The 26,464-nt window shown below is 72.2% G+C and carries 26 protein-coding genes; 10 read left to right on the top strand and 16 right to left on the bottom strand.

Annotated features, from left to right (window positions below):
* Nucleotides 1-105 precede the first annotated feature (105 nt).
* Together OG448_RS06485 and OG448_RS06480 are read left to right on the top strand one after the other, a co-directional pair.
* Nucleotides 106-657 (top strand): FHA domain-containing protein, encoded by a 552-nt coding sequence (locus tag OG448_RS06485; RefSeq protein ID WP_391292684.1) that lies wholly within the window; start codon nt 106-108, stop codon nt 655-657.
* Between the two features lie 98 nt (nt 658-755).
* Nucleotides 756-1,154, top strand: a complete 399-nt coding sequence (locus OG448_RS06480; RefSeq protein WP_405551955.1) for an SSI family serine proteinase inhibitor — start codon at nt 756-758, stop codon at nt 1,152-1,154.
* Between the two features lie 59 nt (nt 1,155-1,213).
* Here the strand turns inward: OG448_RS06480 and treY are convergent, their stop codons facing one another.
* Together treY and glgX are read right to left on the bottom strand one after the other, a co-directional pair.
* Nucleotides 1,214-3,583 (bottom strand): malto-oligosyltrehalose synthase, encoded by a 2,370-nt coding sequence (treY, locus tag OG448_RS06475; RefSeq protein WP_405551954.1) that lies wholly within the window; start codon nt 3,581-3,583, stop codon nt 1,214-1,216.
* A gap of 121 nt (nt 3,584-3,704) precedes the next feature.
* Nucleotides 3,705-5,837: a glycogen debranching protein GlgX gene (gene glgX / locus OG448_RS06470; protein ID WP_405551953.1), complete on the bottom strand. Its 2,133-nt coding sequence runs from the start codon at nt 5,835-5,837 to the stop codon at nt 3,705-3,707.
* A 433-nt stretch (nt 5,838-6,270) separates the two neighbouring features.
* Between glgX and OG448_RS06465 the strand changes: the two genes are divergently transcribed.
* Together OG448_RS06465 and OG448_RS06460 are read left to right on the top strand one after the other, a co-directional pair.
* Nucleotides 6,271-7,512 (top strand): SAV2148 family HEPN domain-containing protein, encoded by a 1,242-nt coding sequence (locus OG448_RS06465; RefSeq protein WP_405551952.1) that lies wholly within the window; start codon nt 6,271-6,273, stop codon nt 7,510-7,512.
* Nucleotides 7,513-7,606: 94 nt separating this feature from the next.
* Entirely contained in the window at nt 7,607-8,332 is a 726-nt protein-coding gene (locus OG448_RS06460; protein ID WP_405551951.1) for an exonuclease domain-containing protein, read from the top strand.
* Between the two features lie 16 nt (nt 8,333-8,348).
* On the opposite strand, the gene OG448_RS06455 is transcribed toward OG448_RS06460, so the two are convergent.
* Nucleotides 8,349-9,209, bottom strand: a complete 861-nt coding sequence (locus tag OG448_RS06455) for a phosphotransferase enzyme family protein (RefSeq protein WP_405551950.1) — start codon at nt 9,207-9,209, stop codon at nt 8,349-8,351.
* Nucleotides 9,210-9,374: 165 nt separating this feature from the next.
* Between OG448_RS06455 and OG448_RS06450 the strand changes: the two genes are divergently transcribed.
* The 6 genes from OG448_RS06450 to OG448_RS06425 all read left to right on the top strand — a co-directional run bounded on the left by OG448_RS06450 (nt 9,375) and on the right by OG448_RS06425 (nt 14,837).
* Nucleotides 9,375-10,289, top strand: a complete 915-nt coding sequence (locus OG448_RS06450; protein WP_405551949.1) for a carbohydrate ABC transporter permease — start codon at nt 9,375-9,377, stop codon at nt 10,287-10,289.
* Complete coding sequence (locus OG448_RS06445) at nt 10,286-11,119, top strand: carbohydrate ABC transporter permease (RefSeq protein ID WP_405551948.1); 834 nt, start codon at nt 10,286-10,288, stop codon at nt 11,117-11,119. The genes OG448_RS06450 and OG448_RS06445 overlap by 4 nt, the downstream gene beginning before the upstream one ends.
* Nucleotides 11,119-12,396 (top strand): ABC transporter substrate-binding protein, encoded by a 1,278-nt coding sequence (locus OG448_RS06440; RefSeq protein ID WP_405551947.1) that lies wholly within the window; start codon nt 11,119-11,121, stop codon nt 12,394-12,396. The genes OG448_RS06445 and OG448_RS06440 overlap by 1 nt, the downstream gene beginning before the upstream one ends.
* A 57-nt stretch (nt 12,397-12,453) precedes the next feature.
* Nucleotides 12,454-13,656 carry a macrolide-inactivating glycosyltransferase gene (gene mgt, locus OG448_RS06435; protein WP_405551946.1) on the top strand — a complete coding sequence of 401 codons (1,203 nt, stop codon included), beginning with the start codon at nt 12,454-12,456 and terminating at the stop codon, nt 13,654-13,656.
* A gap of 156 nt (nt 13,657-13,812) precedes the next feature.
* On the top strand, nt 13,813-14,358 hold the full coding sequence (locus tag OG448_RS06430) for a DUF1697 domain-containing protein (RefSeq protein ID WP_405551945.1): 546 nt from the start codon (nt 13,813-13,815) through the stop codon (nt 14,356-14,358).
* Between the two features lie 176 nt (nt 14,359-14,534).
* Nucleotides 14,535-14,837 (top strand): hypothetical protein, encoded by a 303-nt coding sequence (locus tag OG448_RS06425; RefSeq protein ID WP_405551944.1) that lies wholly within the window; start codon nt 14,535-14,537, stop codon nt 14,835-14,837.
* A 15-nt stretch (nt 14,838-14,852) separates the two neighbouring features.
* Here OG448_RS06425 and OG448_RS06420 read toward each other — a convergent pair whose 3' ends face one another.
* The 13 genes from OG448_RS06420 to OG448_RS06360 form a co-directional block, all read right to left on the bottom strand.
* Complete coding sequence (locus OG448_RS06420; RefSeq protein ID WP_405551943.1) at nt 14,853-15,593, bottom strand: sirohydrochlorin chelatase; 741 nt, start codon at nt 15,591-15,593, stop codon at nt 14,853-14,855.
* Nucleotides 15,594-15,599: 6 nt separating this feature from the next.
* On the bottom strand, nt 15,600-16,484 hold the full coding sequence (locus OG448_RS06415) for an ABC transporter permease subunit (protein ID WP_391292715.1): 885 nt from the start codon (nt 16,482-16,484) through the stop codon (nt 15,600-15,602).
* On the bottom strand, nt 16,471-17,274 hold the full coding sequence (locus tag OG448_RS06410; RefSeq protein ID WP_405551942.1) for an ABC transporter ATP-binding protein: 804 nt from the start codon (nt 17,272-17,274) through the stop codon (nt 16,471-16,473). Before OG448_RS06410 ends, OG448_RS06415 begins: the two co-directional genes overlap by 14 nt.
* Before the next feature lie 13 nt (nt 17,275-17,287).
* Complete coding sequence (locus tag OG448_RS06405; protein ID WP_405551941.1) at nt 17,288-18,400, bottom strand: aliphatic sulfonate ABC transporter substrate-binding protein; 1,113 nt, start codon at nt 18,398-18,400, stop codon at nt 17,288-17,290.
* Nucleotides 18,401-18,656: 256 nt separating this feature from the next.
* Nucleotides 18,657-19,988: a sulfate adenylyltransferase subunit 1 gene (locus OG448_RS06400; protein WP_405551940.1), complete on the bottom strand. Its 1,332-nt coding sequence runs from the start codon at nt 19,986-19,988 to the stop codon at nt 18,657-18,659.
* Nucleotides 19,989-19,990: 2 nt separating this feature from the next.
* Entirely contained in the window at nt 19,991-20,935 is a 945-nt protein-coding gene (gene cysD, locus OG448_RS06395; RefSeq protein ID WP_391292724.1) for a sulfate adenylyltransferase subunit CysD, read from the bottom strand.
* On the bottom strand, nt 20,932-21,516 hold the full coding sequence (gene cysC, locus OG448_RS06390) for an adenylyl-sulfate kinase (protein ID WP_405551939.1): 585 nt from the start codon (nt 21,514-21,516) through the stop codon (nt 20,932-20,934). The genes cysD and cysC overlap by 4 nt, the downstream gene beginning before the upstream one ends.
* On the bottom strand, nt 21,498-22,208 hold the full coding sequence (locus OG448_RS06385; protein WP_405551938.1) for a phosphoadenylyl-sulfate reductase: 711 nt from the start codon (nt 22,206-22,208) through the stop codon (nt 21,498-21,500). The genes cysC and OG448_RS06385 overlap by 19 nt, the downstream gene beginning before the upstream one ends.
* Nucleotides 22,205-22,387: a hypothetical protein gene (locus OG448_RS06380; RefSeq protein WP_030802517.1), complete on the bottom strand. Its 183-nt coding sequence runs from the start codon at nt 22,385-22,387 to the stop codon at nt 22,205-22,207. Before OG448_RS06380 ends, OG448_RS06385 begins: the two co-directional genes overlap by 4 nt.
* Entirely contained in the window at nt 22,384-24,081 is a 1,698-nt protein-coding gene (locus OG448_RS06375; protein WP_405551937.1) for a nitrite/sulfite reductase, read from the bottom strand. Before OG448_RS06375 ends, OG448_RS06380 begins: the two co-directional genes overlap by 4 nt.
* Before the next feature lie 141 nt (nt 24,082-24,222).
* The gene (locus OG448_RS06370; RefSeq protein ID WP_350748019.1) at nt 24,223-24,306 is read right to left on the bottom strand and encodes a putative leader peptide; all 84 of its coding nucleotides are present in this window, start codon (nt 24,304-24,306) and stop codon (nt 24,223-24,225) included.
* Nucleotides 24,307-24,406: 100 nt separating this feature from the next.
* On the bottom strand, nt 24,407-24,985 hold the full coding sequence (locus tag OG448_RS06365; RefSeq protein ID WP_405551936.1) for a GNAT family N-acetyltransferase: 579 nt from the start codon (nt 24,983-24,985) through the stop codon (nt 24,407-24,409).
* Nucleotides 24,986-25,043: 58 nt separating this feature from the next.
* Nucleotides 25,044-26,378 carry a hypothetical protein gene (locus OG448_RS06360; protein ID WP_405558708.1) on the bottom strand — a complete coding sequence of 445 codons (1,335 nt, stop codon included), beginning with the start codon at nt 26,376-26,378 and terminating at the stop codon, nt 25,044-25,046.
* Between the last annotated feature and the right edge of the window lie 86 nt (nt 26,379-26,464).

Below are 26,464 nucleotides of genomic sequence, written 5' to 3'. Positions count from 1 at the left end.
CTTTCGAATCGGGGCTTTCCGGTCTGGTGTCGCGGAAGTGGACGCGTGCGGGCGCCGGTTGCCTCTTCTGGACACCTCGGGGTGCGCTGCCCGACAATCACGAACGTGACGTCGTCCTTCGAATTCCCCGTGTATCCCGTACGGGTCTCCGACGCGGAACGCGACAAGGCGCTGCGGGTACTGCGGGACGGCGTCGCCCTGGGCAAGCTGTCGCACGACACGTTCGTGCACCGCATGGAGCTGGCCCTCGCCGCGCGCAGCCCCCGCGAACTCGCCGTGCTCACCGCCGACCTGCGGGACGGCAACCGGCTGAGCCGCGCGCTGTTCGGCACCGTGGAGGCCGTGTCGGGCTTCGGGGTCCGGCTGAGCCGGGCCTGGCGCGCCGAGCGGCTGCCCAAGCTGCTGCTGCCCCACCCGACGCACGGCCACCCGCTGCGCATCGGCCGCGACCCCGCCAGCGGGCTCCGGCTCAACCACGACACCGTCTCCCGCGTGCACGCCGAACTCCGCTACCAGGGCGGCATGTGGGTGCTCCGCGACCTCGGCTCCACCAACGGCACCACCGTGAACGGGCGCCGGGTGCTGGGTGCCGTGGCGGTCCGCGAGGGGGACCTCGTCGGCTTCGGCACGGTCGCCTACCGGCTCGCGGCGGACTGACGCGCCGGGACCGAACTGGTGTGCCGTGCCCGATGTCATGGCTGCCGTTCGGGTGAGGCGGGCTGGCGCGGCCCGGCCGACGTGCCGATGCACCGGGCATGAACCGTCTGACTCGCACGGCGGCGCTCGCCGCCGCCCTCATGGCCACCTGTCTGCTCGCCCCCGGCACCACGGCGCACGCGGCGTCCGGTGACTGGCTCTCCCTCACCGTCACCCGGCCGGGCACCACCGGCGGCGGCACCCGCGCCGCGCTGCTGCTCTGCGACCCACCGCAGGGCCACCCGAAGGCCGCCGAGGCGTGCGCGGAACTCGCCGCCGCGGACGGCGACTTCAGCCGCCTGGGCGACAGTGACGCCCTCTGCCCGCTGATCTACGCACCGGTCCGCGCCCGCGCCCACGGCCGCTGGAACGGCCGGCAGATCGACCACGAGCGGACGTACGGCAACGCGTGCGAGCTGCGCGCCGAGACGGGTGACGTGTTCGCCCTGGAGGGCTGACAGCGAGGCCGGGTGGCGGCGCCCCTGGGTCACGCGCCACCCGGCCCCGCCCCGCCCGCTCAGACCACGTCGCCCGCTTCGTCCACCCGCTCCAGCAGCCCCACCGGCAGCGCGGAGAAGAGCTCCTCCGTGCGCACCGCGCCGGTGAACTCGCGGTCCGGGGCGAGGACGTCCCGCCAGCGGCCGGGCGGCAGCGCGAGGTGGGTGTCGTGCCAGCCGCCCGCCTCCTCCAGGTGCACCGAGAGCCGGGTCACCGCCGTGATCACCTCGCCGGATCGGGAGAACGCCAGCACATGCTCGGCCGACGGCCCCTCGGCGAGCAGCGGTGCGTACGTCCCCGCCGTGCCGAAGATCTCCGGCCGGCGCGCCCGGAGCTGGAGCGCGGCCCTGGTCAGCGCCTCCTTCTCGCCCGGCGCGGGCGGCGGGAAGGGCACCGGACGCCGGTTGTCGGGGTCCACCAGCGCCCGGTACTCGCTCTCCGTCCCCTGGTACAGGTCGGGCACGCCCGGCATCGTCAGGTGGACCAGCGCGGTGCCCAGCACGTTGGCCCGGATGTGCGGCTCCAGCGCTTTGCGGAAGGCGGCCACCCGCTCACCGGGCGGCCCGCAGGGACCGGCGGCGACGAACGCGGCCACCGCGTCCTCGTACGGCGGCTCCTGCTCGGTCCAGCTCGTGTACATGCCCGCCTCGCGGACGTGCTTCAGCAGCGCCTCGCGTACCCGCTCCTCCTCGGCCGGGCCGAGTCCGAACACCGTCTGCCAGGCGGCCCAGGCCAGTTGGCCGTCCGGGACCACCTCCGGTTCCCGGCTCACCTCGGCGAGCAGCTTGGCCCAGCGGCCGGGGCACTCGGTGAGCACGTTCAGCGCCGCCCGGACGTCCGCGCTGCGCTTGGTGTCGTGCGTGGTGACCACCGTGCCGGTGTCCGGCCAGTGGCTCGCCAGCCGGGCGCAGTAGGCGTGGAACTCCGCCGGGGAGACCCCCGCCCTGCCCGGATCGCCGCCGACCTCGGTCGCCGACAGCAGCGGGACGTAGCGGTAGAACGCCGTGTCCTCCACGGACTTGGCCCGCAGCGCCGACGCGGTCTGCGCGAACCGGCTGCGGAACTCGGTGAGTTCGGGCAGCGTGCCGTTGTCCGGACCGATCAGCAGGCCACGTACCAGGTCGACCGCGTCGGCCTCCTCCGCCACCGCGAACGCCCGCCGGGCCTCCGCCGCGGCCTCCTCCGTGACGACGGCGGCGGCGTCCTCGGAGGTGTACGGCCGGTAGACCGGCATCCGGACCAGCAGCTCCTCCAGCGCCGTGCGCAGCGCCCAGGGCGCCCGGTCGCGCAGCGCCAGGTCCGGGGAGGCGGCGCACAGCCGGACCGCCGAGCGGGTGAGCCGGTCGGCCTCGGCGGCCAGTTCATGGGTGAGCACCTTGTACGCGGCCCGGCGCACCGTGGCGTCCCAGTCGCCGCCGCGGTCGAGCTGCGGGGCCGCGAACGCCCGGTAGTGGGCTTCGAGCTCGGCGGCACCGGCCGGACCGGTGAAGACCCCGTCGATGCGGCGCAGGGCGTCGTAGCCGGTGGTGCCGGCGACGGGCCAGGAGTCGGGGAGCTGCTCCTCGTCGGCGAGGATCTTCTCCACCACCGTCCAGCGGCCCCCGGTCGCCTCGTCGAGCCGGGCCAGATAGGCGTCCGGGTCGGCGAGGCCGTCCGGGTGGTCGATGCGCAGGCCGTCGATCACGTCCTCGGCCAGCAACTGGAGGATCTTGCCGTGGGTGGCGTCGAATACCTCGGGGTCCTCCACACGCACTCCGATCAGCTCGGAGATGCTGAAGAAGCGCCGGTAGTTCAGCTCGGTGCGGGCCAGCCGCCACCACACCGGGCGGTACCACTGGGCGTCCAGCAGCTCGGGCAGCGGCAGGCCCTCGGTGCCGGAGCGCAACGGGAAGAGGTGGTCGTGGTAGCGCAGCAGTTCGCCGTCGGCCACCAGGTGCTCCCGCTCGGCGGCGATGGGGCCGCCGAGCACCGGCAGCAGCACCTGGCCGCCGCGCGAGGCCCAGTCGACGTCGAACCAGCGCGCGTACGGCGACTCGGGGCCCTCCCGGAGCACCTCCCACAGGGCGCGGTTGTATCGGGGGGCCATCGCCATGTGGTTGGGCACGATGTCCACCACCAGGCCGAGCCCGTGCTCCCGCGCGGTGCGCGACAGCGACCTGAGCCCGTCCTCGCCGCCCAGCTCCGCGCGCACGCGCGTGTGGTCCACGACGTCGTAGCCGTGGGTGGAGCCGGGGACGGCCTCCAGGACGGGGGACAGATGCAGGTGCGAGACGCCCAGCGACGCCAGATAGGGCACGGCCGCCTCGGCGGCGGCGAAGGGGAACGAGGGCTGGAGCTGTAGGCGGTAGGTGGCCGTGGGCACCCCTGGTCCGGGTCGCACTGAAGTCATGCAGAGCTACGTACCCCGCGAGCCGCTCTTCGTGTCATCCACCGGGGCATCCGGCCCGGGACGGCCCATGCGAACCGGACACCGGCCGGGGACACGGCGGTGTGTCCCCAGCCGGTACACGTCAAGCCGGGCGCTGGAGCACGGTCAGGCTGCGGTCCGGCAGGGTCAGGCGCTCACCGGCCGCCACCTTCGGGCCGGTGCCCGGCGGCACCCCCTCGGGCCGGGCGGTGTCCACCACCACCTGCCACTGCCTGCCGTGGTCCACCGGCACCAGGAAGTCCAGCGGCTCGTGCGAGGCGTTGAACATCAGCAGGAACGAGTCGTCCGCGATCCGCTCCCCGCGCGGGCCGGGCTCGGAGATGGCGTTGCCGTTCAGGAACACGGCCAGCGCGGAGGCGGGCGCCGAGTCCCAGTCGGCCTGGGCCATCTGCTCGCCCTCCGGCGTGAACCAGGCGACGTCCGACAGCTCGTCCTGCGTGCCCTCCACCGGGCGCCCGTGCAGGAAGCGGCGGCGCCGGAACACCGGGTGCTCGCTGCGCAGCCCCACCATCGCGCGGGTGAACTCCAGCAGCGCGGCCCGCTCGTCCTCCCCCTCCGTGTCCTCCAGGTCGGGCCAGTCCACCCAGGAGATCTCGTTGTCCTGGCAGTAGGCGTTGTTGTTGCCCCGCTGGGTGCGGGCGAACTCGTCGCCGTGGCTGATCATCGGCACGCCCTGGGACAGCATCAGGGTGGCGATGAAGTTGCGCATCTGCCGGCCGCGCAGCTCGCGCACGTCCGCCTCGTCGGTGTCGCCCTCCACCCCGCAGTTCCAGGACCGGTTGTGACTCTCGCCGTCCCGGTTCTCCTCGCCGTTGGCGTCGTTGTGCTTGTCGTTGTACGAGACGAGGTCGTGCAGGGTGAAGCCGTCGTGGCAGGTGACGAAGTTGATCGAGGCCAGCGGGCGGCGCCCGTCGTCCTGGTAGAGGTCGGAGGAGCCGGTGAGCCGGGAGGCGAACTCCGCGATCGCGCGCGGCTCCCCGCGCCACAGGTCCCGCACCGTGTCCCGGTACTTGCCGTTCCACTCGGTCCACAACGGCGGGAAGTTGCCCACCTGGTAGCCACCCTCGCCCACGTCCCACGGCTCGGCGATCAGCTTCACCTGGGAGACCACCGGGTCCTGCTGGACCAGGTCGAAGAACGACGACAGCCGGTCCACCTCGTGGAACTGCCGGGCCAGCGTGGCCGCCAGGTCGAAGCGGAACCCGTCGACGTGCATCTCGGTCACCCAGTACCGCAGCGAGTCCATGATGAGCTGCAGGACGTGCGGCGAGCGCATCAGCAGGCTGTTGCCGGTGCCGGTGGTGTCCATGTAGTAGCGCGGATCGTCGGTCAGCCGGTAGTACGACGGGTTGTCGATGCCCTTGAAGGACAGCGTCGGTCCCAGGTGGTTGCCCTCGGCGGTGTGGTTGTAGACCACGTCGAGGATGACCTCGATCCCGGCCTCGTGCAGCGCCCGGACCGCCGACTTGAACTCCAGCACCTGCTGGCCCCGGTCGCCCCAGGAGGCGTAGGCGTTGTGCGGGGCGAAGAAGCCGATGGTGTTGTAGCCCCAGTAGTTGTTCAGGCCCATGTCGACCAGGCGGTGGTCGTTGACGAACTGGTGGACCGGCATCAGCTCCAGCGCGGTCACCCCGAGCCGGGTCAGATGCTCGATGACGGCCGGGTGGGCGAGCCCCGCGTAGGTGCCGCGCAGCTCGTCCGGCAGCCCCGGATGGCGCATGGTCAGGCCCTTCACATGGGCCTCGTAGATCACCGTGCGGTGGTAGTCGGTGCGTGGCGGGCGGTCGTCGCCCCAGTCGAAGTAGGGGTTGATCACCACCGAACTCATGGTGTGCGGCGCGGAGTCCAGGTCGTTGCGCCGGTCGGGGGCGCCGAAGTGGTAGCCGTACACCTCCTCGCCCCACTGGACCGACCCGCTGACCGCCTTCGCGTACGGGTCGAGCAGCAGCTTCGCCGAGTTGCAGCGCAGCCCCCGCTCGGGCGCGAAGGGTCCGTGCACCCGGAACCCGTACCGCTGGCCCGGCATCACGCCGGGCAGGTACGCGTGCCGGACGAACGCGTCGCTCTCGCGCAGTTCCACCGCCGTCTCGGAGCCGTCGTCGTGCAGCAGACACAGCTCCACTCGGTCCGCGGCTTCGGTGAAGACCGCGAAGTTGGTACCGGCACCGTCATAGGTGGCGCCGAGGGGGTACGCCTCTCCAGGCCAGACCTGCATGCGCTCGACTCTTCCAGGTGCGGGGCCCCGGTGGGGGCGCGTTGGCGGCGAGTCTCCCCGAAAGTGAGGGCACCTGACGTCTACCGCCCTCCGCTGCCGGCCGACCCGTGGTCACGGATGACCTCTACCCGCACCCGAAGGAGGGAAGCCGCGCACACCCCGGCGAGCCCGACTCGATCCGGGCCGGCCGGGGCACTCCGGGCGGGAGCCACCGGCACACGGGCCGCTCACCAGCGGCGCGCCGCCCTCGGCACCGGTTCGCGCCGCTATGACTCCGCTCACTCCCTGCGCTCCCGAAGGCCCGGAACGGCCACTGACGGCAGGCAAGTTGAGAAACCGACCTGTCCATCCGGCTGCACCGCCGACCGCTCCCGGAGTACCCTTCCTTGATCGTTGGGACGGGGAAGGTCCGGGGGACGGAAGGCGGTACAGGGTGGGCTCGGGAGGGCTGGAGCTGCCCCCTGGTGGCGAGGGTCACGAGGGGAGCGGTTCCACGGACGTCCCGCCCGGCGCGGTGTCCCTGGCACGTCCGATGGGCGCGGGGTCGATCGGACCGGAACTGGACTGGGACGCGGGCGCCTGGCTGGAGGTGCGCACCCGGGCCCAGCGGGCGGGCCGCGCCTACATCTGGCTCAACCTCGTCGAGCAGCGGCTGCGCGCCGTCGTGTCCGCCGTGCTGCGCCCCGTCTACGAACCCGTCCACGGCGACGACTGGGTGGTGGCCGCCGCCGGACCGGCCGGCCAGGAGTGGGTGCAGCGGGCCGTCGCGGTGCGCGAAGTCAGCCGCCGCAAGGGCTACTTGCTCGACCCGGCCGACGACAACGTGCTCAGTTTCCTGACGTTGCCGCAACTGCGCGAGCTGATGGTGCAGCACTGGCCGTGCTTCGAGCCGTACTTCGACGAGCGCCGGGACCTCGAACTCGCCCTGGACGAGCTGGAGGTGACCCGCAACGTCGTCTCCCGCAACCGGGCGCTGTCCGCGGCGGTGCTGAACCAGGCCGAGCGCGCCTCCGCCCGGCTGCTGGAGCTGCTCGGCGCCGCCGGTGACGTGCCCTCGGCGGGCCGGCTCCCGGTGGACGCGGTCGAGGATCTGGTCGGCGACCGGTACGCGGACGTGGTCGCCGTGCACTCCGACCGGGTGCGGCTGATGGGCCAGTTCCCGGCCGAGGACCTGTTCGGCGGGGCCCGTCGGCTGGACGCCATCGGTATCGGGCTCAACCTGCTGGTGCAGAACTTCTCCGGCCGCCGCCTGGTCCGGCTCGCGGAGTCCGGCTGCCGGGTCCGGCTGCTGTTCCTGAACCCGGCCTCCAGTGCGGTCAAGCGCCGGGAGCGCGAACTCGGTATGAGGCGCGGTGAGTTGGCCCGCTCGGTCGAGATGAACATCCTGCACATGCGCCGGGTGCGCTCCCGGCTGCGCGACCCCGGCGCCTTCGAGATCCAGGTGTACGACGAGACCCCGCGCTTCACCGCCTACCTGGTGGACGGCGACGGCGCGGACGGCATCGCGGTGGTGCAGTCCTACCTGCGCGGGGCGCGCGGCATGGAGTCGCCGGTGCTGGTGCTGCGCGGCGGCAGCCGGGTGGTCACGTCGGACCAGTCGGGCGATTCCGGACTCTTCCCCACCTATCGGGAGGAGTTCGAGCTGGCCTGGGCGGACTCGCGGCCGGTGTCCTGAGGTCCGCCGCCGACGGGCGGCCGGGGGCGTTGTCAGTGCCCCGTGTCATGGTGGAGCCACTGGGGGAACGCACCACCAAGAAGGGGGGCCGCCCATGGGCTGGCACCGGGAGCCGCTGATCGGCTTCGACCTGGAGACGACCGGGACCGATCCGCGGCAGTCGCGCATCGTCACGGGCGCCGTGCTGGAGGTCAGGGCCGGCGAGGCCATGGGGCGCCGGGAGTGGCTGGCCGACCCGGGCGTGGAGATACCGGCCGACGCGGTCGCCGTGCACGGCATCAGCAACGAACGCGCCGCGGCCGAGGGCCGCCCGGCCGACCAGGTCGCCGACGCCCTGGCGAACGCGCTGGTCTCCGCCTGGGATTCGGGGATGCCGGTGGTCGCGTACAACGCCGCCTTCGACCTCACCCTGCTTTCCGCCGAGCTGCACCGGTACGGCCTGCCCTCGCTGGCCGAGCGGCTGGGCGGCCGCGTCCCGGCCCCGGTCGTCGACCCGTACACGATCGACCGCCGGGTCGACCGCTACCGCCGGGGCAAGCGCAACCTGGAGGCGGTCTGCGCGGAGTACGGGGTGGTGCTCGACGCGGCCCACGACGCCTCGGCCGACGCGCTGGCCGCCGCCCGGCTCGCCACCGCGATAGCCGAGCGGTACCCGAAGATAGCCGGGCTCGGCCTGGCGGAGCTGCACCGCTGCCAGGTCGAGTGGTACGCCGAATGGGCCGCCGACTTCGAGGCGTTCCTGCGGCGCAAGGGGGAGGCGGACGCGGTGATCGACCGGGTCTGGCCGGTGCGCGAGCTGACGGACGCCGTCGTGCCGTAGTCCGTACCGGGCAGGCTCAGAACGGGTACCAGCGCACCGACTCGTCCCCGTCACGCAGGGACGCGACCCGCCGCTCGAACTCCGCGAGCGCCTTGGGGTTGGCCGGGGCGTGCTGGGCGACCCAGGCGCAGCTCGCCGTCTCGCGGGCGCCGCGCAGCACCGAGCAGCCGTCCCACTCGCGCACGTCCCAGCCGTAGGCCGCGGTGAAGGCGTCGTACGCCTCGGCGGGCAGGCCGTAGCGGTCGCGGGAGAGGGCCATCACCACGAGGTCGTGCTCGCGCAGGTCGGCGGAGAAGGTCTCCAGGTCCACCAGGACGGGACCGTCCGGACCGATGTGCACGTTGCGGGGCAGCGCGTCCCCGTGGATCGGGCCGGGCGCCAGACGGGGGGTCAGCGCGGCGGCGGCCGAGGCGAAGCCGTCGCGGCGGGCGCGCAGATAGGCCGCGTCCTCGGGGTCGATGGCGTCGCCCGCCAGCCGCAGCCAGCGCTCCACCCCGCCCAGCAGCTCGCGGGGCGGCAGCGGCACCGGGGGAGCGGGCAGGGCGTGCACCAGCCGCAGCAGCGCGGCCAGGTCGCGGGGTTCGGCGGGGCGCAGGGCGTCGGGCAGCCGGTGCCAGACGGTCACCGGGTGACCGTCCACCAGCAGGGGTTCGGGCTCGGCCGCGCGCACCGCGGGCACCCCGGACTCGGCCAGCCAGGAGGCCACGGCCAGCTCGCGGCGGGCCCGGTCCAGCAGTTCGGCGTCCCGGCCGACCTTCACGACCAGGTCCCCGGCGGCGAACACGGCGTTCTCGCCCAGGGCGAGGAGGCGCGCGTCCGTCGCCGGGGGCAGCACCTTCGCCCCGGCCAGTACCGCCCGCGCCCGTGCCTCGTCCATCGTCCGCCTCCGTGCCCTGTGCTGGTGATCCATGCCGTGCCGAATGGCTCGGCTCTCGGCCAGTCTCGCATTCGCACAGGTCGGGCGGTGTGCGGTCCCTTGACGGGGCGCGCTGGGTTCACGACCATGAACACGCCAACCGAGCCAGGCAAAGGGGCTGATTCCATGACATCGCCGGTCGAAGCGCGGCGCCCGCCCGCGCGCACCGGCGGCCGCGACCACGCCGTCTGGTTCCTGGTGCTGCCCGCCCTGATCCCGATCCTCGTGCTCAGCGTCGGCCCGCTGCTCTACGGCGTCCTGCTGTCCTTCACCGACGCCCAGTCCGGCCGCACCGCGCCGACCCGCTGGATCGGCGCGCTGAACTTCCAGGACCTTCTGCACGACACCTTGTTCTGGGAGTCGTTCCGGATCGGCCTGGTGTGGGCGGTCGGCGTGACCGTGTCCCAGTTCCTGCTGGCGCTCGGCCTCGCCCTGCTGCTCAACCAGGACCTCCGGCTGCGCTGGCTCGCCCGCGCCCTCGCCATCGTGCCCTGGGCGATGCCCGAGGTGGTCGTCGGCATCATGTGGCGCCTGGTCTACAACCCGGACGCGGGCATCCTCAACGAGACGCTGCGCGACCTCGGCCTCGGCGACGGACGGGACTGGCTGAGCGGTCTCGCCACGGCGCTGCCCGCCGTCATCGTCGTCGGGATCTGGGCCGGGATGCCGCAGACCACGGTCGCCCTGCTCGCCGGGCTCCAGAACACCCCGCGCGAACTCCACGAGGCGGCCGCCGTGGACGGCGCCGGCGCCTGGCGGCGGTTCCGCACGGTCACCTGGCCCGCGCTCAGACCCGTGGCCCTCTCCATCACCGCGCTCAACCTGATCTGGAACTTCAACTCCTTCGCCCTGGTGTACGTGCTCACCAGCGGCGGACCCGGCGGAAAGACCCGGCTGCCCATGCTGTTCGCCTACGAAGAGGCATTCCGCTACGGCCAGTTCGGCTACGCGGCCGCGATGGGCTGCGTCATGGTCGCCGTCATCTCCGTCGTGCTCGCGGTGTTCCTCGCGGGCCGGCTGAAGGGAGGCGAGGACGCGTGAGGACCCGGCCCGCGGCCCGCGCGGGGCAGTACGCCGCCCTGCTGGCCTACCTGATCTTCCTGGCGTTCCCGTTCCTGTGGCTGCTGTCCACCGCGTTCAAGCCGCCGCGCGAACTCGGCAGTCTCCATCCCACCTGGGTTCCGCGCCACCCCACCCTCGCCAACTTCCGGCAGGCGTTCGACGAGCAGCCCCTTCTGCACGCCGCCCTCAACTCCCTGCTCGCGGCGCTCGGCGCGGCCGTCGTCGCCGTACTGATCGCCACCCCGATGGCGTACGTCATGGCCCGGCACCGCACCCGGCTCGCGCGGGCGGCGAGCGGCTGGGTGGTGGTCAGCCAGGCGTTCCCGTTCGTGCTGATCATCATCCCGCTGTTCCTGGTGCTGAAGAGGCTGCGGCTGATCGACTCCCTGGCCGGGCTGACCCTGGTCTACGTGGTGTGGTCGCTGCCGTTCGCGCTGTGGATGCTCGTCGGGTACGTGCGGGCGGTCCCCGTCGAACTGGAGGAGGCGGCCGCCGTCGACGGCGCCGGGCGGCTGCGGACCCTGGTGTCGGTGACGGCGCCGCTGCTCGCGCCGGGCATCGCGGCGACCGCCCTGTTCGCGTTCGTCACGGCGTGGAACGAGTTCTTCTTCGCGCTCGTGCTGCTCAAGAGCCCCGGCAACCAGACCCTGCCGGTCGTCCTGACCCATTTCATCGGCGCGGAGGGCGTCGCCGACCTCGGCCCGCTGGCCGCGGCCGCGTTCCTCGCCACCCTGCCCTCCCTCGTGGTGTTCGCCCTGCTCCAGCGGCGGATCACCGGGGGCCTGATCGCCGGAGCGGTGAAGAGCTGATGCGGACCAGGATCACCATGGCGGTCGCCGCCCTCCTCCTGCTCCTCGCGGGCTGCTCCTCCGGCGGCCACAAGGACGGGCCCATCACCCTGCGCTTCCAGTCCCTCGCCTGGCAGCAGGAGTCGGTCGCCGCCAACAAGGAACTCGTGCGGGAGTGGAACGCCGCCCACCCGGACGTCCAGGTCGAGTACGTGCAGGGCAACTGGGACGGCGTGCACGACCAGTTGCTCACCTCCTTCGAGGGCGGTGAGGCCCCCGACGTCATCCACGACGCCTCCGACGACCTGGCAGACTTCGCCTACGGCGGCGACCTCGCCGACCTGAGCGGCCTGCTGCCCGCCCGGCTCAAGTCGGACATCCCGCGGCGCAGTTGGCAGGCGACCACCTTCGGCAAGGGCGTCTACGGCGTGCCCTTCCTCCAGGAACCCCGCGTGCTCATCGCCAACTCCGCCTGGCTGCGCAAGGCGAAGGTGCGCATCCCGACGCCCGAACACCCGTGGAGCTGGGCCGAGTTCCGCCAGATCACCGCACAGCTCAGCGGCGACGGCAAGTACGGGGTCGCCTGGCCGCTGAAGGAGCCCGTGTCCGTCACCCTCAACCTCGGGCTCTCGGCGGGCGGCACCCTCTTCCAGCGGGGCGGCGACGGCAAGGTGAGCGTGCGGTTCGGGGCCGGTGACGCCGTCGTACCGCGCACCGTGCACGACCAGGTCGCCCGCGACCGCAGCGCGCCCACCTCGACGCTCGGCAGCGGGGGCTCGGACACCCTGCCCGGCTTCTTCGGCGGGCGGTACGCGATGGTCCCGCTGGGCTTCTCCTACCGCCAGCAGATCGAGCAGCAGGCCCCCAAGGGCTTCGAGTGGCAGGTGCTGCCCGCCCCGGCCGGCGCCGACGGGCTCACCCAGGGCGTCAGCCCGCAGACCCTCTCCATCGCCCAGGACTGCCCGCACAAGAAGGAGGCCGCCCGGTTCATCGACTTCCTGCTGCGGCCCAAGAACATGGTCCGTCTGGCCCTCGGCGACTGGATGCTGCCCACCGGCGCCGAGGCCCTCGCCGACCCGTCCCTGCACACCACCGACCACGGCTGGGCCACCGGCACCGCCCTGGCCGCCCACCTCCGCCCGGCGCCCGCCCAGTCGGTGCGCGGCTACCCGGAGTGGAAGGACAAGATCGCCACCCCGGCCTTCCAGGAGTACTACAGCGGGGCCATCGGCCTCGCTGAGCTGCGGAAGCGCTTGGAGGCGGACGGCAACCTGGTCCTCGCCCGCTACCAGCGCTGAGCGGGCCGGGCGAAATTCGCTGGAGCGGGCCACCGGGCTCCACCTAGCCTCAAGGTCATGACCCTCCAGCGCCCCGCCCACATCGCCATGTTCTCCATCGCCCAGCACGGCCATGTGAACCCCAGCCTGGAGGTGATCAGGGAACTCGTCGCACGCGGCCACCGCGTCACCTACGCCATCCCGCCGCTCTTCGCCGAGAAGGTCGCCGCCACGGGGGCCGTACCCGTGCCGTACACCTCCGTCCTGCCCGGACCGGACGACGACCCCTCGGCGTGGGGGACCACGCTGCTGGACAACGTCGAGCCCTTCCTCGCGGACGCCATGCAGGCGTTGCCCCAGCTCATCAAGGCCTACGAGGGAGACGAACCCGACCTCGTCCTGCACGACATCGCCTCCTACCCCGCCCGCGTCCTGGCCCACCGCTGGGGCGTGCCCGCGGTCTCCCTCTCCCCGAACCTCGTCGCCTGGGAGGGCTACGAGGAGGAGGTCGCGGAGCCCATGTGGGCCGAGCCGCGGAAGACCGAGCGCGGCCAGGCGTACTACGCCCGGTTCGCGGGATGGCTCGCGGAGAACGGGATCACCCAGCACCCGGACCCGTTCGCCGGCCGCCCCGCCCGCTCCCTGGTCCTCATCCCCAAGGCGCTCCAGCCGAACGCCGATCGGGTCGACGAGCGCGTGCACAGCTTCGTCGGCGCCTGCCAGGGCGACCGCACCGACCAGGGCGACTGGCAGCGGCCCGAGGGCGCCGAGAAGGTCGTCCTCGTCTCCCTCGGCTCGGCCTTCACCAAGCGGCCCGACTTCTACGCCGAGTGTGTACGCGCCTTCGGTGACCTGCCCGGCTGGCACCTGGTCCTCCAGATCGGGCGGCACGTGGACCCGGCCGAACTCGGTGAGCTGCCCGGCAACGTCGAAGTGCACTCCTGGGTACCGCAGTTGGCCGTGCTCCGGCAGGCCGACCTGTTCGTCACCCACGCGGGGGCGGGCGGCAGCCAGGAAGGGCTGGCCACCGCGACCCCGATGATCGCCGTCCCGCAGGCCGTCGACCAGTTCGGCAACGCCGACATGCTCCAGGCGCTCGGCGTGGCCCGCACCCTGCTCACCGAGGACGCCACCGCCGACCGCCTCCGCGAGACCGCCCTCGCCCTGGCCGACGACCCCGAGGTGGCGGCCCGGCTGAAGGAGATCCAGGCCGACATGGTGGGCGAAGGGGGCACGATGCGCGCCGCCGACCTGATCGAGGCGGAGCTGCCCGGGCGCTGACCTCGGTGGAGAAACGTTGTTGAACCAGTCACAAGATCGTGGAGGAGTTGCTCCGCGCCCGCTCGATCCGACAGAGTTTCCCGCAACCGGCGTACCGTCCGGTACGGCCGTCGTGCCCGCCCCCACGGGGCACGACGGCCGTTCTATCGTGGGCGGATGACGACGACGTACGCGGCGCTGCTGCGCGGGATCAACGTGGGCGGCAACAAGAAGCTCCCGATGGCCGACCTGCGAACTCTCCTTGCCGAGCTGGGTCATGGCGACGTGCGCACCCATCTCCAGAGCGGACAGGCCGTTTTCACCGCCTCCCAGGGCGACGAGGGCGTCCTGGCCGGGGAGTTGAGCACGGCCATCGAGAAGCGCTTCGGCTTCTGGGTCGACGTGATCGTGCGGGACCACGCCTATCTCACGGCGGTCGCGGAAGCCTGCCCGTTCCCCGCCGACGCGCTGGAACCCAAGCAGTTGCACGTCACCTACTTCTCCGGCCCGGTGGACCCCGAGCGTTTCGCCGGGATCGACACCGCCGCCCGTCTCCCCGAGGAGTTCCGCCTCGGCGACCGGTGTCTGTACCTCTACGCACCCGACGGGCTCGGCCGCTCCAAGCTCGGTGATGAGCTGGGCCGCCCGCGCGTCACCAAGGGTCTGATCGCGACCACCCGGAACTGGAACACCGTACGGAAACTGGTCGAGCTGACCGGCTGACGGCGCCCTCTACCGGACAGCCGGGGAATGTCAACCCCCTTTCACTCCAAAGGGGTTGATTGCTGGTGCGGTCGGCCGCTTCGTGGGTAACGTCGCCGACCGAGCCGACCCGGCACGCTTCCCTCGCCGCAGCCCGGCCCCGTAAGGCCCCCGGATCAGGAGTGAGGACGAAAGACGTGAACGCGTACAACCATCCCGGCAGCACCTCCGGCCGCCCGGTACCGGGCGGTGACGGGACCGACCTGGAGACCCTGATCCAGCTCGCGGACGGACTCGTCGCCGCTCTGCACGCCGAGTACCCGGTGCTCCTCGAGCACGGCGAGATCATCCAGGCCGAGCTGGCCCTCGCGGCCGACGACGGCTTGCCGCCCAACCGCGGCCGCATCCGCCACCGGCTCGACGACCTCTGCATCGGCGCCGCCGCCGGTACCGGCACCCTCGAGTACACCCGGCGCCTGACCACCGCGCTGAACCTCTAGGGGGTGTCCTGGCGCTCAGGCGCCCACGGCCACCGGGACCGACCGCAGCGCCTCGGTGTAGCGGTCGAGCAGCACCCGCGCCACCTCCGGCGCCGGGCCCAGCACATCGGCCAGGACGTCCGCGCCGGCCGCGCCCCGCGCGATCCGGTCGGGCAGGAAGCCCGGCGCCAGCACGTACGGCGCGACGGCGACCCGCTGGCACCCCTGGGCACGCAGCTCCCGCACGGCGTCCTCGGTGCGCGGGAGCCGGGCGGAGGCGAACGCGGGTCGCACGGCGCACCAACCGGTGCGCCACCACTCCCGCGCGATGTCGGCGATCACCGCGATCGCCTCCGCGTCGGAGGACCCCGCCGAGGCCAGTACGACCCCGGTCGAGGACTTGTGGGCGGGGCTCAGCCCCGCCTCGTACAGGCGCCGTTCCAGCGCCGAGACCAGCAGCGGCGACGGGCCGAGCACCTCCGCCTGCCGGACCCGCATCCCGCGTGGGGCCTCCCGCAGCACGGCCGGGATGTCGGCCTTGGCGTGGAAGGCGCGGGTCAGCAGCAACGGCTGCGCCACCACCTCGCGCACCCCGTCGGCCGCCAGCGACTTGAGCACGCCACCGACCGAGGGCACGTTGAAGTCGAGGAAGCCGGTCACCACCCGCAGGTCCGGGCGCATCGACCTCACCCGCGCGACCAGGGCGTGCACGGTCGCGGCGTGCCGGGGGTCACGGCTGCCGTGGGCGACGATCAGGAGAACGGGTTTGTGATGCATGGGAGTTCAGCTCTTCACCAGCAGGCCCCGGCTGCGCAGCACCCACCGCTCCAGCGGACTGAAGATCAGCAGATCGACCGCGATGCCGACGAACAGGATCAGCAGGATGGCCTCGAACACCATCGCCATGTCGAGGGCGTTGCGGCCGTTCTCCAGCAACTGGCCTAGGCCGACGCCCAGATCGGGGAAGGACGCGATGATCTCGGCCGCCATCAGCGAGCGCCAGGAGAACGCCCAGCCCTGCTTCATCCCGGCCACATAGCCGGGCAGCGCGGCGGGCAGCGTGATGTGCCAGACCCCGCGCAGCCCGCCGGCGCCCATGGTGCGGCCCGCCCGCAGGAACAGCGGGGGCACCTGGTCGATGCCGGAGACCAGGCCGTTGGCGATGGAGGGCACCGCGCCGAGCAGGATCACCGCGTACATCATCGAGTTGTTCAGGCCCAGCCAGATCACCGCCGGGGGCACCCAGGCCACCGAGGGCAGCGACTGGAGGCCGGACAGGATCGGGCCGATGGCCGCGCGCACGAACCTGACCCGCGCCACCAGCAGCCCCAGCGGGGTGCCGATGAGCAGGGCCAGGCCGAAGCCGAGCAGGCCGCGCGAGACGCTGGTCCAGATGTAGCCGAGGAGCTTGCCCTCCAGCCAGTCCCGCTGGACCGCGTCCCACACCGCCCTCGGCGCGGGCAGCTTGGTGGGGTCGGAGACGACCCCGAAGGACACCAGGGCCTGCCAGACCAGCAGCACCACCAGCACGGCGGTGACCGGCGGCAGGACCTTGGTGACCAGGGTCTGCTTCAGCGGTACCCGTGCGCCGCGCGGGGTCTCCAGGGCGTCGAGGCCCGCCTCCACGCTCCCCGTGTCGGGAGCCGGTGTCGTCTCAGTGCTGGCCATGGCGGCGGATCTCCCCTCGCAGCGCCTCGGTGATCTCCAGGGACAGTTCCGCCACGGGGGCGTCCTCGATGCGGCGGGGCTGCGGGATGTCCACCGTCCACTCGTGCGCCACCTTGCCCGGCCGGGAGGAGAGCAGCACGACCCGCTGGGCCAGCCGTACCGCCTCGCGCACGTTGTGCGTCACGAAGAGCACGGACAGGCCGGTCTCCGTCCAGACGCGGGTCAGCTCGTCGTGCAGCACGTCGCGGGTGATGGCGTCGAGGGCCGCGAACGGCTCGTCCATCAGCAGCAGTCCGCTCTCCTGCGCCAGCGCGCGGGCCAGCGCCACCCGCTGCCGCATACCGCCGGACAGTTCGTGCACCCGCTTGCCGTACGCGCCCTTCAGCCGGACCAGTTCGAGCAGGGACTCGGTCTTGTCGCGGCGGTCGCCCTTGGGCACGCCCCGCAGGCGCAGGGCGAGTTCGATGTTCTTGCCCGCGGTCAGCCACGGGAAGAGGGCGTGCTCCTGGAACATCAGGGCCGGGCGCCCATCGGTGTCGATGGACCCGGCGCTCGGCCGGTCCAGGCCCGCCACCAGGTTGAGCAGGGTCGACTTGCCGCAGCCCGAGGCCCCCAGGAGGGTGACGAACTCGCCGGGCGCGACATCGAGACTGATGTCGTCCAGCACGAGCTGCTGCCCGCCCGGGCCCGGATAGGACTTCGAGACGTGGTCGAGACGGGCGGCGTAATCGACCGCCGGGCCGGCCTCGGCGAGGGTGGTGGCCATGGTCGTCACCTCCTGGGGACTCATCAGTTCGCGTCGGTCAGCTGGTGCCGAGCCCGGCGGCGTCGACCTTGGAGGCGCCCTCGGCGCCGAGGACCTTGTTGAGCAGGGTCAGGTCGTAGATGCCCTTGAGGTCGGGCTCCTGCAGCAGGCCCGCCTTGACCGCGTGGTCGGCCTCGGTGTTCAGGGTGGCGGCCAGCGGGTCGTCGGTGGTCTGGATCGACTTCCACGCCGGGTCCAGCACGGCCGGGGGCAGCGCCTTGCCGGAGTCGGCCTCCAACTGCTTGTTCGCCGACTCCTTCGCCGCGTCCGGGTTGGCCTTGATCCACTTGTTGGTGCGCACCGAGGCCCGCAGGACCGCCTCGACGGCCTTCGGGTGTGCCTTGAGGAACTTCTGCGACACGATCACGTTGGTGATCACGAACTTCTTGTCCGGCCACAGGTCGGACTCGTCCAGCAGCACCTTGCCGCCCTCGGCGACCAGCTTTGACGCGGTCGGCTCCGGCACCCACGCGCCGTCCACGGAACCGGCCTTGAAGGCGTCCGGGGTCACCTTGTTGTCGCTGCGGACCACGGTGACGTCACCCTTGCCGCTCTGCGCGTCGACCTTGTAGCCCTGCTCCGCCGCCCAGTTGAGGAAGGCGACGTCCTGGGTGTTGCCGAGCTGGGGCGTGGCGATCCGCTTGCCCTTGACGTCCTTGACCGACTTGATCTTCTTGGGGTTCACGACCAGCTTCACCCCGCCGGACGCCGAACCGCCGATGATCTTCAGGCTGCGGCCGCCGGACTTGGTGTAGCCGTTGATCGCGGGGGAGGGGCCGATCCAGCCGATGTCGATGGAGCCGGAGTTGAGCGCCTCGATCTCGGAGGGGCCCGCGTTGAAGGTGGCGTAGTCGGCCTTGGTAGCGCCCAGTTCCTTCTGGAAGAGGCCCTGCTGGCGGCCGACCAGCGCGGTGGCGTGGGTGAGGTTGCCGAAGTAGCCGATCTTGACGGAGTCCAGGCCGTCGATCTTCTTGGCTCCGGAGGCGACCTTCTGGTTGGTGGCGTCGTCCTTGGCCTCGGACCCGTAGCCGCAGGCCGCGAGGGCCAGCAGGGGGAGTACGGCGAGGACGGTGAGACCGCGGCGCGGCAGCGGCGAACGGTTGGCAGGCACGGGAGGCGTTTCCTCTCGTCGGCCCGGCGGTCACGGCTGTCGGGCCGTGGCCGGGAGGTCGATGGGTCTTCGTCGTCGCAACCGGGACGTCGTCGGGTGGGAGGAGGGGTCTACGTGGGGGAGCAGGGCGCGCGAGCGGTGCGCGTACGTCAGCGCGCACATCGCGCGACCCCGCCCTGCCCGGAGCCGAGCGCGCCGCTGCCGATGCGGCCGCCCTCCTTGGCGAACGTCGAGAAGACCTCGGTGTGCTGCATGGTCAGAAGTCCCAGCCCTCGTCGTCGGGGTCCGTCACCGGCTCGGGCGCGGCGAAGGACTCGCCGACCATGCCCGCGGTGAGGGTGGTGCCGTCGCTGGGGTCGATCAGGATGAAGGAGCCGGTGCGGCGCGAGTCGGCGTAGGAGTCGACCGGCAGCGGCTCGGCGGTACGGATCTTCACCCGGCCGATGTCGTTTGCGGCGAGCGTCCCCGGATGCGGGTGCAGGGACAGGTCGGCCAGGGTGAGCCGGGACGGGATGTCCTTGACGATCGCCTTGACCGTGCGGGTGCCGTGCTTGAGCAGCACCCGGTGGCCGACGGTCAGCGGCTGGTCGGCCACATGGCAGACCGTCGCCTCCACGTCCTGTGTGGTCGCGGGCGCGTCCTTGCTCGGCACGATCAGGTCGCCGCGCGAGACGTCCACGTCGTCCGCCAGCAGCACGGTCACCGACTGGGTGGTCCAGGCCACGTCCACCGGCTCGCCCAGCAGGTCGATCCCGGCGATGCGGCTCGTACGGCCGGACGGCAGCACCGTGACCTCCTCGCCCACCCGGAAGGTGCCGGCCGCGATCTGCCCGGCGTACCCCCGGTAGTCGGGGAGTTCGGCGGTCTGCGGGCGGATCACGTACTGCACCGGCAGCCGGGCGTGGCAGTGCGCCAGGTCGTGGCTGACCGGCACCGTCTCCAGGTGCTCCAGCACGGTCGGGCCCCCGTACCAGTCCATCCGGGCGGAGGCGTCGACCACGTTGTCCCCGGCGAGCGCCGAGATCGGGATCGCGGTGACCTCCGGGACGCCCAGCTCGGTCGCGTACGCCGTGAACTCCTCGGCGATGGCGGCGAAGACGTGCTCCTCGTAGCCGACCAGATCCATCTTGTTCACGGCGAGCACGACGTGCGGGACGCGGAGCAGGGCCGCGATGGCCGCGTGGCGTCGGGTCTGCTCGACCACGCCGTTGCGGGCGTCGACCAGGACCACGGTCAGCTCGGCGGTGGAGGCGCCCGTGACCATGTTCCGGGTGTACTGCACATGCCCCGGCGTGTCGGCCAGGATGAAACGGCGGCGCGGGGTGGCGAAGTAGCGGTAGGCCACGTCGATGGTGATGCCCTGCTCCCGCTCGGCCCGCAGGCCGTCGGTGAGCAGCGCCAGGTCCGGCGCCTCCTGGCCCCGGCTCGCTGACGCCCGCTCCACGGCCTCCAGTTGGTCCACCAGGACCGACTTGGAGTCGTGCAGCAGCCGTCCGACCAGGGTGGACTTGCCGTCGTCGACGGAGCCCGCGGTGGCGAACCGGAGCAGGGTGGTGGCCGACAGCGCCTCGGCGGTGATCGTGCTCATGGTCAGAAGTACCCCTCGCGCTTGCGGTCTTCCATCGCGGCCTCGGAGAGTTTGTCGTCGGCGCGGGTGGCGCCGCGTTCGGTGAGCCGGGATGCGGCGATCTCGGTGATGACCGCCTCCAGCGTGGTCGCGTCGGAGTCGACGGCGCCGGTGCAGGACATGTCGCCGACCGTGCGGTAGCGCACCAGCCGGGTCTGGACCGGCTCGGTCTCCTTCGGGCCGCCCCACTCGCCGGCCGTCAGCCACATGCCGCTGCGGGAGAAGACCTCGCGTTCGTGCGCGAAGTAGATCTCCGGCAGCTCGATGCCCTCACGGGCGATGTACTGCCACACGTCCAGCTCGGTCCAGTTGGACAGCGGGAACACCCGGACGTGCTCACCGGGGGCGTGGCGGCCGTTGTACAGGTTCCACAGCTCCGGGCGCTGGCGGCGCGGGTCCCACTGGGAGAACTCGTCACGCAGCGAGAACACCCGCTCCTTGGCGCGGGCCTTCTCCTCGTCGCGCCGGCCGCCGCCGAACACCGCGTCGAACCGCTCGCTCTGGATCTTCTCCGTCAGCGGCAGCGTCTGCAGCGGGTTACGGGTGCCGTCGGGACGTTCCCTGAGCACACCACGGTCGATGTAGTCCTGTACGGAGGCCACATGGAGGCGCAGCCCATGTGCGGCCACCACACGGTCCCGGTACTCCAGCACCTCGGGGAAATTGTGCCCGGTGTCCACATGAAGCAGCGCGAACGGCACCGCGGCCGGCGCGAACGCCTTCAGCGCCAGATGCAGCATCACGATCGAGTCCTTGCCCCCGGAGAACAGGATCACCGGGTTCTCGAACTCACCCGCCACCTCACGGAAGATGTGCACCGCCTCCGACTCCAGCGCATCCAGGTGGGAGAGGGCGTACGGGCTGTCCGTGCCCTCGCCGCCCCCCGTCACCTTGGCGACGGTCGTCATGCCAGTCCCCTCTCGCCGAGCAGGGCGTGCACCGTGGCCGCCGACTGCGTGACGCTCTGTCCCTGCGTCTCGATCCTGAGGTCCGGCGTCTCGGGCTCCTCGTACGGGTCGTCCACCCCGGTCAGGCCGGAGATCTCGCCCGCGGCCTGCCGGGCGTACAGCCCCTTCACGTCCCGCTCGCCACACACCTCGACCGGGGTCGCCACATGGACCTCCAGGTACGGGGTGCCGTTCGCCGCGTGCCGCTTGCGCACCGCCTCGCGGCTGTCCGCGTAGGGCGCGATCACCGGGACCAGCGTCAGCACGCCGTTGCGAGCCAGGAGTTCGGCCACGAAGCCGATGCGCTGGACGTTGGTGTGCCGGTCCTCGCGGGCGAAGCCGAGTCCGGCCGAGAGGAACTCGCGGATCTCGTCGCCGTCGAGCACCTCCACGCGCCGTCCCTCGGCACGTAGCCGGCCGGCCAGTTCGGTGGCGATGGTGGTCTTGCCGGCGCTCGGCAGACCAGTGAGCCAGACGGTGGCTCCGGTCGTCACGTGTTCTCGCTCCTCAGTCCGGTCGGTCGTCATCCGTGCAGCCCGCATTCGGTCTTGCCCCGCCCGGCCCAGCGGCCGGCCCGCGCGTCCTCGCCCTCCAGGACCCGCCGGGTGCACGGGGCGCAGCCGACCGAGGCGTAGCCGTCCATCAGCAACGGGTTGGTCAGCACGCCGTGTTCGGCGACGTAGGCGTCCACGTCGTCCTGGGTCCAGCGGGCGATGGGGGAGACCTTGACCTTGCGGCGCCGGGCGTCCCAGCCGACGACCGGGGTGTTCGCCCGCGTCGGCGACTCGTCCCGGCGCAGCCCGGTTGCCCACGCCTGATACCCCGTCAGGCCCGCTTCCAGCGGCTGGACCTTGCGCAGGGCGCAGCACAGGTCGGGGTCGCGGTCGTGCAGCCGGGGCCCGTGCTCCGCGTCCTGCTCGGCCACCGTCTTCTCGGGGGTGAGCGTGATGACGTTGACGTCCATCACGGCGTCGACGGCGTCACGGGTGCCGATGGTCTCGGGGAAGTGGTAGCCGGTGTCGAGGAACACCACGTCCACACCGGGCCGCACCCGCGCGGCCAGGTGGGCCACCACGGCGTCCTCCATGGAGGAGGTCACGCAGAACCGGTCGCCGAAGGTGTCCACCGCCCAGCGCAGCACCTCCAGCGCGGGCGCGTCCTCCAGCTCACGGCCCGCACGCTCGGCCAGTTCCCTCAACTCGTCCTCGGTACGCTCGTCCTGAGTGGTCGTCATATCCGGTCGTCCCCTCCGTCGTCGCCCCGCTTCAGCCCTCGGGCGAGCAGCCCGAGGAACTTGAGCTGAAAGGCGCGATTGCAGGCTCCGCATTCCCAGGCGCCGTGGCCCTCCTCGCTCGGGCGCAGGTCCTCGTCCCCGCAGTAGGGGCAGTGGAACGGTGCGGCACGCTCGCTCACGACAGCGCCTCCTCACTGGCCCGCGCGGCCCACACGGCGAACCGCTCGCCGTCGGCTCGCTCGGCCTCGAAGCGGCGCAGGACGCGCTCGACGTAGTCGGGCAGCTCCTTCGACGTCACCTTCAGACCGCGCACCTTTCGGCCGAAGCCCGCCTCCAGACCGAGCGCGCCGCCCAGGTGCACCTGGTAGCCCTCGACCTGGTTGCCCTCCTCATCCACCACCAACTGGCCCTTGAGGCCGATGTCCGCCACCTGGATACGGGCGCAGGCGTTCGGGCAGCCGTTGAGGTTGATGGTGATCGGCTCGTCGAACTCGGGCAGGCGGCGCTCCAGTTCGTCGATGAGGGCGCTGCCGCGTGCCTTGGTCTCGACGATGGCCAGCTTGCAGAACTCGATACCGGTGCAGGCCATCGTGCCCCGCCGGAACGCCGACGGGCTGACCCGGAGGTCCAGCGCCTCGAGACCGGCGACCAGCGAGTCGACCTGATCTCCCTCGACGTCCAGCACGATCATCTTCTGCTCGGTGGTGGTGCGGACCCGGCCGGAGCCGTGCTCCTCGGCGACACCGGCGATCTTCGCCAGCGTGGCGCCGTCGACCCGGCCGACGCGCGGGGCGAACCCCACGTAGAAGCGGCCGTCGCGCTGGCGGTGCACGCCGACGTGGTCGCGCCAGCGCTCCACCGGCTGCTCGGGGGCCGGGCCGTCGAGCAGCTTGCGGCCCAGGTACTCGTCCTCCAGCACCTGCCGGAACTTCTCCGGGCCCCAGTCCGCGACCAGGAACTTCAGCCGGGCGCGGTTGCGGAGCCTGCGGTAGCCGTAGTCACGGAAGATCGAGATGACGCCCTCGTGGACGTCCGCCACCTCGTCGAGCGGCACCCAGGCGCCCAGCCGGACGCCGATCTTCGGGTTGGTGGACAGGCCGCCGCCCACCCACAGGTCGAACCCCGGCCCGTGCTCGGGGTGTTCGACGCCGACGAGCGCGATGTCGTTGATCTCGTGCGCCACGTCCAGCAGGGGCGAGCCGGAGATCGCGGACTTGAACTTGCGGGGCAGGTTGGAGAACGCCTTGTTGCCGATGACCCGGCGCTGGATCTCCTCGATGGCCGGCGTGCCGTCGATGATCTCGTCCTCGGCGATGCCCGCGACCGGCGAGCCGAGGATCACGCGCGGGGTGTCACCGCACGCCTCGGTGGTGGACAGCCCGACGTCCTCCAGGCGCCGCCAGATCTCGGGCACGTCCTCGATCCTGATCCAGTGCAACTGGATGTTCTGCCGGTCGGTGATGTCGGCGGTGCCGCGCGCGAACTCCTGCGAGATCTCGCCGATCACCCGCAACTGGGCGGTGGTCAGCCGGCCGCCGTCGATGCGGACCCGCAGCATGAAGTACTTGTCGTCCAGCTCCTCCGGTTCGAGGACCGCGGTCTTGCCGCCGTCGATACCGGGCTTGCGCTGGGTGTACAGACCCCACCAGCGCATGCGGCCGCGCAGGTCGTTGGGGTCGATGGAGTCGAAGCCCCGCTTGGAGTAGATCGTCTCAATGCGCGTCCGCACATTGAGACCGTCGTCGTCCTTCTTGAACTGTTCGTTGCCGTTGAGCGGGGTGTGGTGTCCCACCGCCCACTGGCCCTCACCACGGTGACGACTCACCTTGCGGCGGGGCGCGGCGGCAGCGGGGTCCTGGGGACTGGGGGCCATGGTTCTACGTCCTTAGAAACAGGCGGCGAATCTGAGACAGGCGGAAAATCGGCTCTGGCCTGCGCGCATGGGCGCACACGGGCAGCCGTGCGCGGCGCTGCGCTGAACGGGGTGGAGAAGAGGTCGGCGGTGCTGGAGTGCTCAGCTCGCCCGACACATGGCGCTGGACATGCGGCCGAGGTCGACGTGGCGTCGACTCACCAAGGCGATTCCAGTTCCAGACATGACGGAAGCGTGTCACGCACGTCTCCGGGCAGTCCACCATTGTCCGTCATCTGGACGGATCTATTCTGAATGCCGAGACGCCGTGAGGGGTCGGGTGTCTTCAGTCGCCCAGGAACGCACCCGGCCACGGTCCGGGGGTCGGGAGGTCCGCCTCCAGCTCCACCTTCGTGTCGAACAGCGTGAAGCCGCGCCGCAGATAGTTGTCCAGCGCGTACGGGCCGTCCTTGCTGCACGTGTGCAGCCACACCCGCTTCACCGGGGTGAGATCCGGCCACCGCGTCGCCAGATCCCAGGCGCGGGCCGTGCCCACCGACAGCAGATGCCCGCCGATCCGGCGCCCCCGGAAGGCGGGCAGCAGCCCGAAGTAGGCGATCTCCACCACGCCCTCCTCCGTCGCCTCCAGCTCGACGTACCCGGCGGGCGTGCCCCTCTCGTACGCCACCCAGGTCTCCACGCCGGGCCGTCCCAGATACTCCCGCCACCGCGCGTGGGTCCAGCCGAGCCGGTCGGTCCAGCGGATGTCGCCGCCGACCGAGGCGTACAGGAACCGGCTGAACTCGGGGGACGGCACCTCGGCCCGTACGATCCGCACCGCGTCGTCCTCGGGCGCCGCGGCGGGCAGGAGGTCGGACGGCGAGGTCTGTTCCAGGGACCAGGTGGTGACAGGGACGCTGCTCATGGGCTCAGGGAATCATCCCGCCCACCGGACTGTCGATCGTCGTCCGCGAGATCACGGCTCAGTCCAGCGAGCGTTCCAGCGCGGCCAGCGGGACGGAGAACAGCATGCGGTCCGACAGGGACCACACCTCGCCGGTCTCCTGCCAGTACGACAGCGACACCGCCGACTCCGTCCAGCAGTGGTGCGAGCCGTCCGCGCCGCAGCGGGCGCCCTTCGCGCCGTCCACGTCCTGCCGCCACAGCCCGCCCCGGCCGTCCTCGGCGCCGGGCAACTGGCCGGTGTACCAGGACGCGCCCGCCGCCCCGGCGTGCCGGTACGAGAGCACGCCCCGCACCCCCCGCGCCTTGGTCCGGAACACCTCGACGGCGTCGGTGTGCCCGGCGGAGTCGGTGGCGAGCAGGCCGGCCCGCGCCGGGGCGGAGCTGAACGCGTACCGCCACAGCCGGGCGCGGCGGGCGCCGTCCGGGGAGGTGCGCTCGGCCGCGACCAGGCTGTTCGGGACGGTGCTCCGGTCCAGAGCCAGCGGGCCGGGACAGGGCGGGCGGCCGCCTGCGCAGCGACCCCGGGTGTAGCGGTAGGAGCCCACGGCGGGCAGCACGTACCGGTACCCGGCGGCCGACCAGCCGTGCGGCACCCGGCCGACGGCGGGTTCGTTGGTGGTGGTGCGCTGGATGCGGTCCAGGTCGTAGACGTAGAGCGCCTCGGCGCCGCCGTCGGACGCGGTGACCAGCAGCTTGCCGTGGTTCCAGACCATGCCGGAGACGCCCGAGGTCAGGGCCCGGTAGTCCCGGCCGCCGTCGACCGGCACCACCAGCAGGACCCAGCGGTAGACCGGGCGGGCGGGGTCGTCGAGGTCGGTGAAAGCGACGCGGGTCAGGCCGCGTTCGGCCGCGCGTCCGGTGTCGGTGGCGTGCGTCCAGCCGGTCAGCACCACCCGGTGGCTGCCCCAGACGCCGTCCTCGTCGGCGTCGCCGGAGGTGGTCACGGCGGCGGGGCGCCAGGCGGTGTCGGCGGTGTCGGCCGGGTCCCAGCAGTAGGAACGGGTGGCCTCGGGGGTCAGGGGCAGGGAGGAGCGGTCGTCGCCCGTACAGTCGGCGCCCACCCGCATCCGGCGGTCGGCGTCGCCGAGCACGGCGTCCACGCCGACCGGACGGCCCATGGCCGCGGAGAGCCGGTTCAGCACGGGGGCGGGCGCCAGACGCTCCTGGAGGCGCAGCGGGGCGGTGTCGGAGGCGGTGGTGAGCGGCTTGAGCGCGCCGGGGCTGCCGGCGACCTCGGCCTGGGAGGTGCTGATCAGCGTGGCCGCCGCGGTGAGCGCCAGCCCGGTCCCGGTGAGGGCCGCGCGCAACGCCACCCCCCGTCGGCGCCTGCGGTGTCTGCCGCGTTGCTTCATGTCTCCTCCCGAGGCGGGCCAACTGCGCCCGGCGATCGTCATGTTGATCACCCGGCACGGGGCGGACCCGCCTCGGATGCTACGGC

The sequence above is a fragment of the Streptomyces sp. NBC_01171 genome (assembly GCF_045039805.1).
In the GTDB taxonomy this organism is placed as follows: Bacteria; Actinomycetota; Actinomycetes; order Streptomycetales; family Streptomycetaceae; genus Streptomyces.
Note: the sequence above shows the minus strand (reverse complement) of the source record. Positions and strands in the feature narration are given on the sequence as shown.